The organism is Chryseobacterium gotjawalense, from assembly GCF_030012525.1.
In the GTDB taxonomy this organism is placed as follows: Bacteria; Bacteroidota; Bacteroidia; order Flavobacteriales; family Weeksellaceae; genus Kaistella; species Kaistella gotjawalense.
In genome coordinates, this window is the sequence record NZ_CP124855.1 from 949794 (window position 1) to 965842 (window position 16049).

16 protein-coding genes are annotated in these 16049 nt (G+C 36.3%); 5 read left to right on the top strand and 11 right to left on the bottom strand.

Features of this window, described 5'->3' with window-relative positions:
• The first annotated feature begins 61 nt into the window (after positions 1–61).
• The 3 genes from QGN23_RS04280 (at position 62) to QGN23_RS04290 (ending at position 1967) form a co-directional block, all read left to right on the top strand.
• Positions 62–1081 carry a zinc-dependent alcohol dehydrogenase family protein gene (locus QGN23_RS04280; RefSeq protein ID WP_282906361.1) on the top strand — a complete coding sequence of 340 codons (1020 nt, stop codon included), beginning with the start codon at positions 62–64 and terminating at the stop codon, positions 1079–1081.
• Between the two features lie 227 nt (positions 1082–1308).
• Positions 1309–1596, top strand: a complete 288-nt coding sequence (locus QGN23_RS04285; protein WP_282905787.1) for an SRPBCC domain-containing protein — start codon at positions 1309–1311, stop codon at positions 1594–1596.
• 41 nt (positions 1597–1637) lie between these two features.
• The gene (locus QGN23_RS04290) at positions 1638–1967 is read left to right on the top strand and encodes a VOC family protein (protein WP_282905788.1); all 330 of its coding nucleotides are present in this window, start codon (positions 1638–1640) and stop codon (positions 1965–1967) included.
• Between the two features lie 249 nt (positions 1968–2216).
• Here the strand turns inward: QGN23_RS04290 and QGN23_RS04295 are convergent, their stop codons facing one another.
• The 7 genes from QGN23_RS04295 to QGN23_RS04325 form a co-directional block, all read right to left on the bottom strand.
• Positions 2217–3203, bottom strand: coding sequence for a helix-turn-helix domain-containing protein (locus tag QGN23_RS04295; RefSeq protein WP_282905789.1), 987 nt, complete (start codon positions 3201–3203; stop codon positions 2217–2219).
• 309 nt (positions 3204–3512) lie between these two features.
• Positions 3513–5732: an AIPR family protein gene (locus QGN23_RS04300; RefSeq protein WP_396127350.1), complete on the bottom strand. Its 2220-nt coding sequence runs from the start codon at positions 5730–5732 to the stop codon at positions 3513–3515.
• Between the two features lie 27 nt (positions 5733–5759).
• On the bottom strand, positions 5760–6854 hold the full coding sequence (locus QGN23_RS04305; RefSeq protein ID WP_282905791.1) for a DUF3644 domain-containing protein: 1095 nt from the start codon (positions 6852–6854) through the stop codon (positions 5760–5762).
• 20 nt (positions 6855–6874) lie between these two features.
• Entirely contained in the window at positions 6875–7213 is a 339-nt protein-coding gene (locus QGN23_RS04310; RefSeq protein WP_282905792.1) for a hypothetical protein, read from the bottom strand.
• Entirely contained in the window at positions 7210–9555 is a 2346-nt protein-coding gene (locus QGN23_RS04315; RefSeq protein ID WP_282905793.1) for a DUF2357 domain-containing protein, read from the bottom strand. The genes QGN23_RS04310 and QGN23_RS04315 overlap by 4 nt, the downstream gene beginning before the upstream one ends.
• A 3-nt stretch (positions 9556–9558) precedes the next feature.
• Complete coding sequence (locus QGN23_RS04320; RefSeq protein WP_282905794.1) at positions 9559–11025, bottom strand: McrB family protein; 1467 nt, start codon at positions 11023–11025, stop codon at positions 9559–9561.
• 18 nt (positions 11026–11043) lie between these two features.
• Entirely contained in the window at positions 11044–12198 is a 1155-nt protein-coding gene (locus QGN23_RS04325; RefSeq protein ID WP_282905795.1) for a DNA cytosine methyltransferase, read from the bottom strand.
• A 202-nt stretch (positions 12199–12400) separates the two neighbouring features.
• Here QGN23_RS04325 and QGN23_RS04330 point away from each other — a divergent pair, with 202 nt between their 5' ends.
• Entirely contained in the window at positions 12401–12838 is a 438-nt protein-coding gene (locus QGN23_RS04330) for a very short patch repair endonuclease (RefSeq protein WP_282905796.1), read from the top strand.
• Here the strand turns inward: QGN23_RS04330 and QGN23_RS04335 are convergent.
• Together QGN23_RS04335 and QGN23_RS04340 are read right to left on the bottom strand one after the other, a co-directional pair.
• Complete coding sequence (locus QGN23_RS04335) at positions 12807–13070, bottom strand: helix-turn-helix transcriptional regulator (protein WP_282905797.1); 264 nt, start codon at positions 13068–13070, stop codon at positions 12807–12809. The two genes, QGN23_RS04330 and QGN23_RS04335, sit on opposite strands and share 32 nt — an antisense overlap.
• Positions 13071–13076: 6 nt before the next feature.
• A complete protein-coding gene (locus QGN23_RS04340) occupies positions 13077–13319 on the bottom strand; it encodes a hypothetical protein (RefSeq protein ID WP_282905798.1) in 243 nt (80 codons plus the stop codon).
• A 145-nt stretch (positions 13320–13464) separates the two neighbouring features.
• On the opposite strand from QGN23_RS04340, the gene QGN23_RS04345 reads away from it, so the two are divergent.
• Positions 13465–13656, top strand: a complete 192-nt coding sequence (locus QGN23_RS04345; RefSeq protein WP_133440707.1) for a hypothetical protein — start codon at positions 13465–13467, stop codon at positions 13654–13656.
• Between the two features lie 105 nt (positions 13657–13761).
• Here the strand turns inward: QGN23_RS04345 and QGN23_RS04350 are convergent, their stop codons facing one another.
• Both QGN23_RS04350 and QGN23_RS04355 read right to left on the bottom strand, forming a co-directional pair.
• Positions 13762–14271 (bottom strand): tetratricopeptide repeat protein, encoded by a 510-nt coding sequence (locus QGN23_RS04350; RefSeq protein WP_133440708.1) that lies wholly within the window; start codon positions 14269–14271, stop codon positions 13762–13764.
• Positions 14272–14657: 386 nt separating this feature from the next.
• On the bottom strand, positions 14658–15848 hold the full coding sequence (locus QGN23_RS04355; protein ID WP_282905799.1) for an ATP-binding protein: 1191 nt from the start codon (positions 15846–15848) through the stop codon (positions 14658–14660).
• Between the last annotated feature and the right edge of the window lie 201 nt (positions 15849–16049).

Here is a 16049-nt window from a genome sequence, read left to right on the forward strand (position 1 = left end):
AACAGATACCGGCCTCAGCCTGGTTACCATCCCATTTTCATAAAAAAGAGCCATGAAAGCAATGTTGCTTTACAAAACGGTCAATTTGGCAACGGACCGTCAGCCATTGGTGCTTGAAAATGTTCCGGTACCCATTCCCCGCGATGATGAAATACTGATCAGGGTTTCAAGGTGTGGGGTGTGCCATACGGAACTGGATGAAATTGAAGGCCGTACTTCCCCAACAGTATTTCCGGTCATCCCCGGGCACCAGATTGTCGGCCGGGTGGCCGAAAAAGGAACCGCCGTTACGCTTTTTAATCAAGGCGACAGGGTGGGTGTCGCCTGGATATTTTCCGCCTGTGGCGTCTGTGAATACTGCAGAACAGGGAACGAAAACCTTTGCGCTGATTTTAAAGCGACCGGAAGAGATGCTAACGGAGGTTACGCCGAGTACATGACGGTTTCTGAAAAATTCGCCTATCGCATTCCCGGAATATTTTCCGATTCCGAAGCGGCGCCCCTCTTGTGCGCAGGTGCGATAGGTTACCGCTCAGTAGTACTTTCCGGCATCAGAAACGGACAGCGTCTGGGTCTTACGGGCTTCGGAGCCTCTGCCCATCTGGTCTTAAAAATGATAAAGTATCAATATCCTGAGGTCAGCGTATTCGTCTTTGCCCGTAACCCGGGTGAACAGAAGTTTGCCCTTGAACTGGGGGCGGCATGGGCAGGAAATACGCAGGACTATTCTCCTGAGAAACTTCACGCCATCATAGACACCACCCCAGCCTGGACTCCCGTAGTGGAAGCAATGAAAAATCTTACTCCCGGCGGACGCCTGATCATTAATGCGATCAGAAAAGAGGACCGGGACAGACCTTATTTGCTTAACCTGAATTATCACGAAGACCTGTGGATGGAAAAACAAATCAGAAGCGTGGCCAATGTGACCCGGAAAGACGTAAGGGAGTTTTTGCAGCTGGCCGCTGAAATTCCCATTAAACCTGTCATTGAAGAATACCGGTTAGAAGATGCGAACCGCGCATTAACAGATCTCAAAAATAAAAAAAGTATTGGGGCAAAAGTATTGATAATAGCGTGACTCATCAATATTTTTTTTATTTAATCAACTTTGGCAAAGTTGGAAGCTTCCTAAATTTTTAGGTTTAAAATTCATAATCATTATCCCATTGATGCATTAATTAAAAATTCTTAGGGTTGGGGAAATTAATTTTGATGAAATTTAAACAGGCTCTTAAAAGGTCTGGTTGCAGAGGGCGGTTTTAAATAAGTTCAGGAATTCGACCGTGGTATTTTTTGGTATTTAAAATGTCTTTTACTAATTTTACTACCGGAACTACGCAGTCTTTTGGCGGTGATTATTTAGAAATCAGACCCAATGAATTTTTAAAATACACCGACCATTTTGACAACGAAAATCTGCCCGGAGAAATGTTCACCACGGTCTGGCTCAAAAAAGTAGTATGCGGAACAGACGTCACCATTACTCAGGAAGGTATTCCAGAAATGATTCCCGTAGAATTCTGTTATTTAGGATGGCAGGAATCACTGGAGAAACTTAAAAAATTAGTGGAACCAAATATTCCTGATGCCTGAAATTATCATTTCCCGATATTATAAATTAAAAACCCCATACAATGAATAAACAGATCTTCCTCAATTTCGCAGTTAAAGACCCGGATAAGTCCATGGAATTTTACACCGCTTTAGGATTTACCAACAATCCGCAGTTCTCTGATGAGACGGGAAAATGCATGGTTTGGAGCGACAGCATTTATGTGATGCTTCTGACGCATGAAAAATTTTCTTCGTTTGCCACCAAACCTATTGCAGACACCAAATCTACGCTGGCAGGACTTTTCTCCCTTTCCCTGAATTCTGTGGATGAGGTGAATACCGTAATGACCGCAGGTTTAGCAGCCGGCGGTACTGAACCTTCAGAAATGAGAGACTATGGCTTTATGTAGCAGCGCACCATTGAAGATTTCGACGGACATACGTGGGAATTTTTTTATATGGACATGACCAAAATACCTAAATAATAAATCGTTTCCGCATGAAAAATCAAAAAATCATCTATTGAAGCCGGGATGAGGCAGACCGTCTGTTTACCGGACTTTCTGCAGGCGGTACGGTAGAACCTTTCATAGCGCTTTTTTTTTATTTCAGTTCCTCTGCCTTCGGGTACCTCAAGCATCGGGTGAGGACTCTATCTTCTATAAAAGACGCGGTGGCTGAGGCTCTCGAAGCCACGGATCCTCTGCCTTCGAGGTCCGGTGGCTGAGGCTCTCGAAGTCCAGGCATCGGTAGTAGGATCTATCTTTTATATAGGGGCGCGGTGGCTGAGGCCCTCGAAGCCACCGCGCCTCTCTTTCCTCGCGGCATTTTTTCACGTATTTCTGCGGGCTCATTCCATAGATCTTGAAAAAATGCCTCGAAAAGGTAGAGCGTGAACCCATCCCGCACTGACTGGCCAAGCCATCATTGCCGTACTTCAGGTATTCTGGGTTTTCAGAAATCTGCTTTGCAATATAGCGGATGCGCAGTTCATTGAGGTAGGTCCGGAAATTTACACCCTTGCTGATATTGATAAAGGCAGAGAGATACTGCGTGTTGGTCCGCAGCTGGTCAGCCAGTGTTTTTTCGGTCAGTTCCGCATCAAGGTAGTGTTCCCCGTCTTCAAAATGCTGCATTTTTTCCTGCATCCTGTCGTAGATTTCCTGTGGAAGCGTAAATTTTCCCTTTCTCCGTTTCGTACCTGCGGACGAAGTTTCACCGGAAAATGCGGAGGGCGCAATCATCACCCGAAATCTCTTTTCTGCTTCCTTTTCCAAATAATACTGGTAAAAGAAGACTGCCAACAATATCATGCTCAATACGAACCCAATGGTCATCATTCTTTTGCTCTGGGTTAGCCTCCTCTTTTCGTATTTAAACTCTTCTGCATGAAATACCGAGGAAAGGTATATCACATCCGCCGAAATTTGGTTCTCCATTTTGCGGTGGACATCAGAGTAGTACAGGGCATCATTCATGTGATTGCGGTGCTGCGCATCATGCATGAGGATCCTGTAATTTTCGCAGAGTTCGGGAAATATAAATTGCTGCCGCCGGTACACCGAATCCACTTTCTTAAACAGTCCGATGGCCACGATACTTATATAAGCGAGTATGAAATTTTCATCGAATATTTTTGCAATCAATTAACTTTTCAGCAACGTAGAGATTTATTTGCCATAATGCTAGCTTTTATTCTTGTGGAATTTAAACTAGCAATTAATTTGTTTACTTGAACCTCAGTAGTGTACTTGGCGTCGGAATGTCACGATTTTTTAATGAGTCATTAAAAAATATAATTCGCGATTTTTTCTTAAATAATGCATTTAAGTGGTGCACTTTGCCTCGAAATGGTGGTGTAGTTTACAGTGGAATATTCAAAAGTTAAAGGTGTGAATAAAAGAAACGATTGGCTAAATTGTGAGACATTCTATACTATCATTCACCTATGATTATTAAATTTTAATTCCAAACCTTTTCAATTTTAAAAGTGATTCATAAGTTTTGATCAGGGATTGTTCCTTTACCTTTTCATTTCTGGCAATTGCAGACTGCATTGATTTCACGTTGCCTAATTCTGGAATAGTGAAAATTTTTGTTTGATTTGCCAAGTCGATAATCTTTTTCCAATCATCTTTTGAGAGAAGTTTTAATCGGTCGAACATAAATTTTATTTCTACAGATTCTTTCTCCTCAAATTTAGATAAAGCCTTAATTTCTTCAAAAGAAGAGGGGTTTTCTGATAAATATTGAATCACTTTTCTACCAACTGTAATATCTCGCGGAAGGAGATTTTTACTTTTTTGAATTGTTTTTAAAACTTCTTCTACCGAATTTCTATTAAAACCTTCTAAAGAATTACTGCCAAGATAAATATAAAATCCATCCCAAAACTTCATGCCAAATTTATGAATTCCACTTATAATGAAAAGTCGGTCTTCCTCATTATTGGTATCTATTTCCTTTTCATTTTCCCGCTCTTCTTTATCTTCAATTGAAATTAAATATTCGGAAACTATTTCTTTTAAATCCTCATTGTAAGTAGTTTCTTTTAATTTATTCCAGGACGATTCTCTTTTGGCGTATTCAGAAATCAAACTGTTGTTGGCTTCTTTTACCAAATGTTCGTACACAAAAACCATGAGTTTTTTGAAATGAAGAGTTAGATTATCATTTATAGTTTGGTCTTCATAGACTTTCCACAAATCCAACCGGTTATCTGTCAGATAGTGGAAATACGAAACGGTGTAAGCAACGCTAAAAGATTTTAGGTTGGTGTCGCCGATGGCATCTACGTTTTTTCGCCCAAATAATTTATCTATTGATTTAAATAAAATAGCGTTTGCAATGAGTTTTTTGTACAGATTTTCTCCTGGTAACTTATTTTTACTGACTAAAATATTTATTTTTTTCGTGAAATGAATGAAATTTTTCTGTGAACCTTGTGACACAAAATGCGGTTCCAATTCCCAAAGATTGATAAATTTGGCAACATCAGACTTTACAAATTTCAGTTGAGAAGGATTTTGCTCCTTGAATTTCTTTTGCTGACTTGGCGTTTGTTTGTTCAACGTTTCACGGTACTGTCCGTTCGCCCGTTCAAAAAACCAAAGAAGTGATTGATTTTTATTTTCTGGATTAACTACGTATTTCTTTCTCGAAAGGTTTTCTATCTGAACGAAATACGGATTGTTGGAAGACAAATCCAGTTCAGAAATTTTATTCTGGCTGTTGGCAAAACGTGAAATATTGGGAACTTCTATATTTTTCTGCTCTTTATCTTTGATCACTGTGAGTTTCATCTGAACAAAAATTTTGCTCAAATCTGTTTCTTTGTATTTCTTTTGAATGTGATAAAGCGAAGCCGTGGTTTGCCCGCCATTAACGATTTGAAAATCATTCAGTCTTGTAATAACCGTTTGTCCGTCAACCAATTTTGTTTCTACGCTTTCGGCGGTTGCCGTGATTCCGTTATTGTAAGGCAGAAACATTTGTGGTTTGTTTCGAATGGTATCCCGAATTCCTTTGTTGAATTTTCCGGCTTGACCTAAAAATGCACGAACATTACTTTCCAGCAATTCATTTGAAAATTCTTTGTACAAATTGGCTAAAACTTCACCGGGAACAATCGCCAGATAACAGTCGTACATTTCGTCAATGCTTGGAACCTGCAGACATTGCAACCCTTTTCCTTCCTCTGTAAATTTCTCAAATTCAATTTCTATCGGCTCGTGAACGCTGTTGGATTCATTGATTTTAAATAATCTTGCAACGTCCCAAGTGTGCACAAAAACATCAACATCATTGATTTCCAGTTTTTCTTTATCGTGATTAGAAAAACCATTAATCAAAAAATAAACATTGATTCTATCGAAATCTTTGCCTTGTTTTCCAATAATTTTTATCAGTTCGTTAAGTTCTGTATGCGAATGGTCGATGTAATTGATATGTCTTTTGAGCGACGAATTGATGAATCTTTTGATTTGGTTCAGCGACTTTGTGTATTCATCTTTTGGAATATTATACTCGTAACTGTCATTTCCAAAACACGTAATAAACAGGTCTAAAGTCTCAAAATAAGTTTTATTATTTTCATCTTTATATTGGTCTTTCAGACAATAACCGTTGATTTTCCAATCGATTCCGCCTTGACTATTTGGATGAATGTAAGACAGAACTCTTGCTCCTTCCTAAATTTTGCTTTATTCTATCTCAAAAACACCCACATCGAGTTTTTGTTTATTGTCAAAGTTTGTTTTCCAAATTTCTCTAGTCAATGTTCCACTCGTTATGTTGCTTATTATGAAAGCATTCCATTCCTCCTTAAATAAGTAGTCGTTATGAGCTTCGTCATAATGGCAATATTTTGTATTAGTTTCGAAAGGGTCAATATTTTCGCCATCTTCTTTAGTTGGCTTTATTGAAAATATGTAGAGTAGACATTTGTGGTCATAGTGATTGAAGTTATTTTGATAACTTTCATTTACTGCTTTTACTACAGCACCAGGTTTTAGTTTAGCTGGATTTATGACTTCTGCTTTTTGAACTTTATCTTTAATTAAAGTTGTTATTTTTTCATAGTTTTTTTTATCTTCTTCCGAAACTGAATTCCAATTAACGAATTCAATGGCTAAATCATTTCTATTTGTATTAGTAATTTTTGGAACTTGAATTAATTTAACACTGAACTCTTGAGTATTAAAAATACTTTCTTTAATATTTAGTCGATATTTTTCTATGAAATCTTTAATTTCCCTTACCTCAGTTGAAAGCAATTGTTTATTAGCTTCTACTTGTTTTGCCGTTCTTAATCTTGAAAATTGAAGAGAGTAAGCTAAACTTTCATTAATTGCGTATTCTGAACCGAAAAGTTTGATTAATTCATTTTCATAATTGTAAAGCAGAGATTGACATTCTCCAAATATCATTAATCCAATTTCATCTTTTGCAATTGTTCTGTGTTCAATTTTATTTCGAAGTTTTATGAAAAATTCAAGGTTAGATTTCACAGCTTCAGAAAGTTCTCCATATTTCTGAATACAAGTTTTTAATTCCCAAGCTTTTTTTTCTCCGTCAACTAATTTAAATCTTCCATTTGATTCTTTATAGAAAAAGGTTTCTCCAATAGTATGATTAAAATATGCTTGTAAAAGTCTTGTCCAAGACATTATCATATGAGTAATAAAGCTTTCTACTCGAAAAGGTGCTCTTGGCTTGTTGTAAATTTCAACGGATAATAATGCACAATCTATTGAGCTTTCTAATAATGTTTTTGTCTTTCCTTTTCTTAATTGCATATTTTCTATTTTACATCACTTTAATTCATCTCGTCTAAAACTAAATGAACAACATCAGATTCTTGATTGCAGAAATTAATTTGTGAAACAATCTTTTCAGTTAAAATTTCCAGATTTTTATTAGGCAAAATCAACAATTCGTTGAAATTTTCGTGTTGCAAAACAAAATATTCAAAACCGTTTTTGATGAATAATTTTTCTGCCTGTAATTCTGTATTTTCTTTGAATTGAAAAGACAAACCTTTTGCATCCATCAAATTAAAATAGCTTGCAAATAATTCAAAATTTCCTTTGTTTGGAATTAAGGTTTTTGTGATAATTTCTTGGCGAGTTTCGTTTTTTATCCAGTAATTTGTCATAGTTCAATAATTTTAGCTTTCAGGATTTTAGTTAATGTTACAGAAATTGGTTTTGCTGAATTTCTATGACTTTCAAATTTAGATAAATTTCTAATATCAATTGAAATGTTTTGAAAATCCTCGGAAACTTCTTTTTCAATTTCGTAAACCAAATATAATTCGCCAGAAGGATTTGGATAACCTTTTTTAATCAAATTATTTTGTGATAAAATTTTGGGTCCAGAAGTTTTTAGTTGAAAAATTTTGTTTGTAATTAATTCGTCAGAACCGTGCAAAATCAAGTATTTAGCACTAACGTTTTCGTTCGATAATGGTAAAGAACCTTTGTCTGTTCCTGTTCTGAAATTGTACAAATTGTTTTTCAAAATCCAATCTAATTGGTCTTTCGATTTGTAAAAACCAACAATGACGAAAGTTTCATTTGGATTTAATTTGTCTGAATTTATATATTCTGGAATAGATTCGTGTAAAACATTATCGTCCGATTTTGGTTCTTTGAAAATCTTATACGTTTCATCAGACAATTGTTCTCTTTGCGAAGTTCTGTCCAACAAATGGTCAATAATCGAATCTATAAATCTTGACAATTCATTAATTTCAGATTTATTGGTTGATGGATTTACAGAAAATGCTCCTAAACCTGGAATGATTTCGTGAAAACCTCGAAACGGTTTTTCTTTTGCTCCCGGATACAAAATATACGCACCACCAGAACGCCGGATTGCATCTTTGTAAGCGTGCATTTTCAGCAAATCTACATTCTTGTAAGTTCCTTTTCGTTCGTCTAATTCTTCTTGATTTAAGGTTTGTTCCAATTCTAAACCATCAAGATTTGGATGTACAGTTTGATAGAAATTTGTGATTTTATATTTCGCATCAAAATGAATGTGAACAATAGATTCATTCGCTTCGGCTTGCTCTTCGGTAAATGCATTTGACCAAACGCTTAGAGTGTAATCAGGTCGCAATGGTGCAGTCCAACTTCCACTTTTTGCTTCGCCGTAATTATTGCCACCTTTGAATGTTCTGTTGTAAGAAAACTTAATTTTTAAATCTCTATTTCGTTTGGTGTAAATTCCTTCTAACGCGGTATGTTTTCCAGATTTTACCATTACGTTTAATCCGTCACTTGTTGGAACAATTAAATGTTTGTAAGCTTGCTCGTCAAAATTTATGGACTGAATATTAAATTTATCTTTTATCAAATCATACAAAGTGAAGAAAAGCCAATATTCATACAACGAGGCAATGTCTTTTTTCCCAGCGTTGTAAACATCTTCGCCTCCTTTCCAAATTAATTTTGACGCTAAATCAAATTGCAACCAGCGACTGAGAATCTCTCTGTAACCACCTCTTTTCTGCAAAACAGGACTATTTAGTTTTAAAGAAGTTGGCGGATTGATATTTTGAAAGAACGCATGATTTAATTGACTTTCTAAATTATGAATCAAATGTTGTGCTTCCTGAATTGGTTTTGAAAGTTGTTTCAATGCAAATACAGCTAAACATTCTTCGCAAAACTTTTTGAAAACTTCCAAAACGTGTTTTATAAAACGATTTTCTGGAGTATCTAAGTTTTCAATTTTACGATAACCATTAATCTTGAGCGGAACTGAATTTATGTTTGAATTTCGTAGTGAATGAGTTTCTGGTAAATCAACACGGTTTGTTCCTGAAATTATTTGACGAAGTGCATAATTTGTAACTCTTCTTATTTTTCTAATATCAGAAATTTCATTTTCTTCATCCCAATTTGTTTTAGGATTACTGATTACTTTCTGAACTGATTCCCCGAAATCTGAATTATTTAAAATCGATTGTACAAAACAGAAACGTTGGTAAACTGTGTTGTGGTTAGAATCAAAATCAATTTCAAAAGTTTGATGAACAGGAGAATTAATTTGCATCAATAATTCCGTGCATTTATCCGTAATGTCTTCCAACATAAATCGATAATTCTCCCGATAACTTTTGTCTAATTTCTGATTGAATTTTGTCGCTAAAACCTCAATATCAAGTTTTGAAATCCCAATATTTTCAGCGGTATTTAAAATATCTAAAGTCAAAGTTCCAACATAAATATTAGGAACAATTCGACCAGAAGAAGAATGGTGTTTGGAAGGAATTACGATTCCAGAAATACTTGCCGAAAGTTGAAAATTATCTCTATTGAAATGATATTCGTAGCAATTTCCTTCTAAAATTTGGAATTGACTTTCAGAAAATTCTTCGGCTTCTAAAATATCAATTTCTCTAAACACAGCGTTTCCTTCAGGGTAAATCGTTAAAATTAATCCTGATTCTAAAGTGTCAAGTGGAATTTGTAGAAAATCTTTTTGCATCAATTAAGCTTCTGCATAACTTGTAAATCCGTTGTCGAGTGCATTCTTATACATTCGAACCAATTTTTCAAATGCTATTGGATAATTGATGTTTTCAGTCAAAACTTCATCGCTTTTTGCAATTGAAAATATGTGTCCGTCTTTTAAACAAAGTAAAATCAACGCATCTAAAACTTTTGAAATTTTGCTTCTGGAACCGTGAAGTTTGGGCAACAATTTTTGCATTACTGCAATATCGATACTTTCGTTTTTTGAAATGCTACTTATGATATTCAATTTCTTAATTAATAAAAGCATTTCGACAGCTGTTCTGTAGCCAAATTCTGCACCAACTTTTTTTAGTTCATTAAAAAACTTTACTAAAATATCTGAATATTCATCATCTTTTTCAATAGCATTATCTGCCGAGATTTCTAAAAAGCTTTTCGCCATTGCAGCACCTTTACCTTCCAAAACAGACAAATCTATTTTTGTAGGCAAATCAAAAAAACTTTTGATATTAGTTTCATCAACTCGAAACTCAATTGTATTTGCTCTATCTAAAACTTTTGGGCTAAACATATAAGTTGTTTCGTCGATATTCACGGTGCCAATAATGAACAGGTTTTTTGACCATAAAATTTCATTAGGAATATCGTTTCCTTTTAAATCTTTCCGAGCTGTTCCACAATAAAGATTAATTTTATCATCAGATTCCATCACACTTAGAAAGTCTGCAAAATATCTTTCAACGTGACTCAAATTCATTTCATCCAAAATCAAAAAATACGGTTTATCTGCATTTTCAACTTTGGAAGCTTCAATAATTAAATTCAAAGCACCAGAATCTGGAGTGATGTATTCTTCGGGATTTAATCCGTTTGGATAACCTAATAAATGTTCACGATTCGTCCAATCTGCACCAACAGGAATTATTCTGAATTGGTTCTCGTCCTCGCAAATCCATTTCACAAAACTTTGGGCAATTTTTGTTTTCCCAGAACCAGATAAACCAGTTAATAAAACAAAAGGTTTAGTGAGAAGTGATGAAACAAAACGACTAATCAATTTTTCAGAAAAAACTAAACCTGATTCAAAAACACTTTCGTTGAATGAATTGATGTCGAATTTAGCATCATCAATAATTGGTTTCTTTGCAGTTTTTTCAATAATAAAACCTCCGTTTTTAAATTGTAGAAACTCTTTGTACTTACTCAAACTTGCAGAATAAAAATATCTTTCTCCATAAGACGGAGCATTTTTGTTATAAATAAAAGAATCTTTATCCCGTTGGATTTTCTTTACTTCCGAATGAAGTTCTGTAACCAAATCAATATCTTCAATTTCGAAAATAGATTTCTTGTCGATTTTATTTTTCTCATAAAATCTATCGGAAAGCCATTCGATTGATGTGATGTAAGCTGGTCCAGCTCCAGATTTTTCTGTAAGATTATTTAAAACCCAACTTTTGAATTCTTCTTTATTGTTCATTGTCTTTTTAATATATATTTATGCCGCCGTTCTGCCAAATTCAAAAAAATAATCATCTGGAAAAGATTGTATTCTTGCTGCTTCTCTAACGGTAATCGAGCGGTTTTGATGAATATCTGGATGGATGTAATAATGCCCGTCGGCGCATATATGCGCTACAACCGTATGAGAAACACCTTCATGATTAACAACCTGAAACCGGTTTGTAAAAGACTTAACATTATTATGCTTTATGAGACGTACAGGTAATTCCGCATAGTTTAAACGTTTACCCTTATTAACCCATTTGTCAACAGCAATTCTGTAAATCTCCAAATCGTTATCATTGTTGAAACGGGAGATATGCTGTGTTGTAAAATCGATTCCGTTTCTGATACCGGAAGTTTCAAGATAAGAATTAGACTTGTTTGTGTATTTTGAAACACCCCAGTTTCCCTGTCCACTTTTGATTTTAGGTAAATCCAAAAAAAGATGTTTTGCTATTTGAAACTGCATTTCCACTTTGTTAAAGTGTGGATATTCTAATTTCAGATCATTTCTCCAACCAATAATAATTACTCTTTTCCTATCCTGTAACACGCCAAAATCCCGCGCGTTCAAAACCTGTTTATCAAGTTCATATCCTGCTTCCCGTACCGCATCAAAAATCAATTGAAGATAATGCCCATTTTTAGCAGTAAGAATTCCAGGAACATTTTCAAAGACAAACATTTTGGGTTGGTATTTTTTTAAAAATTCCACATAATGTTTGTACAAATGGTTTCGTGGGTCATTCGTCATATCCTTCCTCACTCGTCCCGCCACAGAATAAGCTTGACAAGGCGGACCACCAATAATTAAATCCACTTCTTTCTGTTCCAGTTCTGCATCAATCTGATCAAAAATGGTAGGTAATGTTTCTTCAGAAATTTCGGTATTAATGACAGATTTTATCAGATGTTCAGGAATCTTTTCCCAAAGTACATCTCTTGTGATATCACCCTTTAAATAATCGTAATATTCATCCACGCGACCTTCCTCTTTCAACCAATGAAAAGCGGTTCTCGTTCTTAAAGTATCACATGCATCTTTATTCATTTCCACATGTGCAATAGGAGTGAACCCCGCTCTTATAAATCCTTCTGAGAGTCCTCCTGCACCTGCAAACAAGTCTATAAATTTTATTTCTGGCATCCTATTTTTATAAAGCGATGAATATACATTAAAATCTTCAAAAACTGAAAAATTTAAAAAATAACTACATTCTCTTTTGTATGTTACAGAGTCGTTGATTAATTTTTATAAAACCGAAGATTATGTGATGTTGTAAATTTACATAAGATTCAAGAATGAAAAATACGGTTTTCCATAATTAATTAAATTAAAAAAAACATTTATGCCAGACAGACATACAACGAAGCAGCGCAGCTACAACATGAGCAAGATTAAAAGTAAAGATACCAAACCGGAAATACTGCTCAGAAAATTACTTTTCAAAGAAGGTTTCAGATACAGAATAAATAACAGCAAACTTCCGGGGAAACCTGATATCGTACTGAAAAAATACAAAACGGTCATTTTTGTAAACGGCTGTTTCTGGCACGGCCATCAGGACTGCAGGTATTTTGTGATGCCTAAAACGAGAACTGAATTCTGGAGCGAAAAAATCAAAGGAAACAAAGAAAGAGATCAGCGGAACACCGCTCTTCTGCAGGAAGAGGGATGGAATGTTATTACGGTTTGGGAATGTGAGCTGAAAAAAAACACGGTCGAAGACACTGTAAAATTGCTGACAGAAAAAATTAAAGGTTCCGCTGAGAATCCTGCAGAATAATTTCAAAATCCAGAAAGTATGCGAATTTAGAGAGATAATCAATACTGCAGTTGAATTTCCCGCTTTCAATTTTAGAAATGGTGGAGCGGCTGATGTTCATTTTATCAGCTAACTGCTCCTGACTCTGGCCGCGTTTTTCCCGGATTTCCCGGATAGACCGGCCTACTTTCAAACGGCAGTCCGTAAGGTAAGTTTCCATAGAAACCCCGTCTGTAACTGTTGTGTTTTTCACTGTTAATTACGGTTCATTAATCATTTCGGTGATGATCTCAATTGCTCTTTCCTTGCTGAGTATATTTCCGAATTCCCGTAAAGAATCCTCATCGGTATAAACCCCATTGCGGTCATTCCAGCACAGCCAGTCGATCAGTTCAGACCTTGACCATGAGTTCAGTTTTTCGTTCAGTTCATCACCCTTCAGTTCCATGATCCGGTAGTACGGATGGCTTAGTTTTTCCTGTTCGCTTAAGTAGGTATTCATAATTCCTGAATTTAATGGTTATTGCGTTCAATATTTCATAACTTTGCGGTTAAATGTCATATTATCAACAATTTGCACCTCTCAAATATAATAAATATTTATCTGATGTGCAATATAGTGAACAACTGGATTAAAGTCGCGTACTATGGAAACCACTGAAAATATAACCCCGGAAGCCTTCATGAAGTTTTTCCGCGATACCGAAAAACTCAATCAGCTGACCCCTGAGGACAGAACTGAAATTTTCAGAACGGTATTACTGGGAAGCTCTGATCTGACAGAAGATTTATTGAATGAAATTTTAAGTGATTATTCCGTGATCATCTGCAGGCAGTAGCGGTATAAAATGGCAGGAGAATCCCGGACAGGCTACCGAAAGTGCGCTCCAGACGTGAAGGATTCCAATCATGATGCCGGGAGTACATCGGTACAGATTACCAAATTACACCCCAATATTTCCGGTATTCCCCTCCGAAGCTTCCCCACTGCTCACAAAATCACTAAGCCATTCTGCAAAATCTGCCAGTTCAGCATCATGCTTTGAATAACCCATGTCCTCAGCAACATCCGGCATCTGCCAGTTTGAAAACACCTTAGTAGGCGGACGGCTGTTCTCCGCCTCCAGAAAAGCGGGAACAATCCAGGTATTGACAAGATCGGTCTGTATAATTTTGGCCTTTGCCTCTTTGATTCTGTCTTTTTTAAAGAGCGTAACGGCCCACTCGAATAAAAATACAGGATACCCTGAATCATCAGGAAAATTCTTACTGAACCAGTTAAAATACCGGAGAGCGCCCGAATAATCCTGTATCCTGAGGTACAGTTCAGGGGGCAGATACCGCAGTCCGCGGCTGTCGTCGTAATAACCTCCCCACCTCTTTTTATCGGCGGCAAGTTCCTTCCTGATTTTTGCAATCTTAAACTGAATCCGTTCTATCTGTTTGGGCGTCATTACTGATACTTTTAGGGTTACCGGTGACCTGAATCCTTACAAAAAATTACCGGTCTTCCGTCAGTATAAAAATAGTATTTTTTTGGATATTGCAGTAATTTCTGTCCTGCAGCATCCCCACCTTTCATTTGGCTCAGGAATTTCCCTGCACACCTGCAAATCTTTTCCCAGATCCAGGGATTGGATCTGATTTTGCTTTTTTGGCCCCATGGAACGTATTTTATTGGGAGTTTCGGCATGCTTTCCACGCGGGTCTGATCCGGCTTTATAATGGGCTGCCTGAAAACGGAGGGCCGGACACGGCCGGGCTAATCAAAATAATCGATCGCGCCTTCGGGGGATTTTCACGCTGTTTTCAGTTTGCAGAACAAAATTTATACAGGCTCTTAATACATCAAACCAAAAAGCCAAACCGGAATAATATTTGCAAAACCGATTTCAATACCGTCTTTCGCAACGTAAGCATTTTCTACGTTTGTTATTTGTTTTTTGGTTTTGTTTTTTCCTCCAATCTCAAACACATAAGTTTTGTCGATCACAAAATCGGCAATTTCTGATCGGTTTATTTCGTGTAAACCCTTGAATTGGTTGAGGAAAAATGTTTCACGTACATTTCCAACATTTGTATTATCTTTTGCCAAAGCATACATCAGGTTGCTGTTGTTCAGATACAGTTTTTCAGGTTTGGTAAGTACTCCAATACCCGAAGTATCTCTGTAAAGTTCATTGACCAATCCTGCACGTTCCAGAATCTTTATGCTTTGCACCAACATGTTTCTGGAAACGCCTACTTTTTCGCTCAGTTTCGTGACATTAGGGGTAAACGGCGCACTTGAAGCCACGCTGATGAGTAATTTTTTCAGCTTTACCAACGTGTCGTAATTCAAATCTTCCACCGCATTGATATCAATTTCAATGATAAGATTAATCGTGTTTTGCAGTTTCTGTATATAAAGACTCTCACTTTCTCTGTAGTAAGGATACGCTCCGATTTTCAGATATTTTTCAAATAACGGCAAAGGTTTTATCTCATCTAAAAGTGCTGTGGCAATCCGGTTATGGTGTTCCAGCAGTTCCAAAAATGAATAAACAGGAACTGTTTTCCCGGTTTCAAAAGTGATAAACTCCCGGAAAGACAGTTCTTTCAAATGATAGGTAACAGCTCTTCTGCTCAAATCCGATTCGGACTTATAAATTTCGAGCATTGAAGACGAAGTAAAAATAACATTGAGCTCCGGGAAATTATCGTAAATCAATTTGATTTCCCGTGACCAATCCGGGTATTTATGAACCTCATCGAGCAATAGATGAGTCCCTCCGAACTGGGTAAACTGTTTTGACAAATGATACAGTTTGTTATCAAAGAAGTAAATATGATCTAAACTTACATAAAGGGTTGACTGCAGCGGTAAATGCAATTTTGCCATTTGCAGAAGTAAAGTGGTTTTTCCGGCACCTCTTGCGCCTTTTACCGCAATCAAACGGTTACTCAAATCTATTTGATGAACAAGATAGCGCTGTAGATTCAAAGATATACCTGCTATTTTTGACTGAAATTCCAACAATAAATCTTCCATATTTGCTACTTTTAAGAAGCAAATATACATTTTTTGCTGTTTATGAAAAGCATTTATTTATAAATATTGCTTTCCAGAGAAAGCATTCTTAAATAATAGAGGAGCGAAATATCTGATAGAATACCTATTTTTATGTTTTCACAGCCCTACACGCTTTCCAGTCACCGTTCAGTACCGGCAGTAAGCCATAGCGTTCCGGCT

Coding starts and splice junctions, on each gene's coding strand:
- QGN23_RS04320 (WP_282905794.1), bottom strand. CDS start 11,025: ATGAACAATAAAGAAGAATTCAAAAGTTGGGTTTTAAATAATCTTACA.
- QGN23_RS04345 (WP_133440707.1), top strand. CDS start 13,465: ATGGAAACCACTGAAAATATAACCCCGGAAGCCTTCATGAAGTTTTTC.
- QGN23_RS04340 (WP_282905798.1), bottom strand. CDS start 13,319: ATGAATACCTACTTAAGCGAACAGGAAAAACTAAGCCATCCGTACTAC.
- QGN23_RS04355 (WP_282905799.1), bottom strand. CDS start 15,848: ATGGAAGATTTATTGTTGGAATTTCAGTCAAAAATAGCAGGTATATCT.
- QGN23_RS04350 (WP_133440708.1), bottom strand. CDS start 14,271: ATGACGCCCAAACAGATAGAACGGATTCAGTTTAAGATTGCAAAAATC.
- QGN23_RS04330 (WP_282905796.1), top strand. CDS start 12,401: ATGCCAGACAGACATACAACGAAGCAGCGCAGCTACAACATGAGCAAG.
- QGN23_RS04315 (WP_282905793.1), bottom strand. CDS start 9,555: ATGCAAAAAGATTTTCTACAAATTCCACTTGACACTTTAGAATCAGGA.
- QGN23_RS04325 (WP_282905795.1), bottom strand. CDS start 12,198: ATGCCAGAAATAAAATTTATAGACTTGTTTGCAGGTGCAGGAGGACTC.
- QGN23_RS04285 (WP_282905787.1), top strand. CDS start 1,309: ATGTCTTTTACTAATTTTACTACCGGAACTACGCAGTCTTTTGGCGGT.
- QGN23_RS04290 (WP_282905788.1), top strand. CDS start 1,638: ATGAATAAACAGATCTTCCTCAATTTCGCAGTTAAAGACCCGGATAAG.
- QGN23_RS04305 (WP_282905791.1), bottom strand. CDS start 6,854: ATGCAATTAAGAAAAGGAAAGACAAAAACATTATTAGAAAGCTCAATA.
- QGN23_RS04280 (WP_282906361.1), top strand. CDS start 62: ATGTTGCTTTACAAAACGGTCAATTTGGCAACGGACCGTCAGCCATTG.
- QGN23_RS04310 (WP_282905792.1), bottom strand. CDS start 7,213: ATGACAAATTACTGGATAAAAAACGAAACTCGCCAAGAAATTATCACA.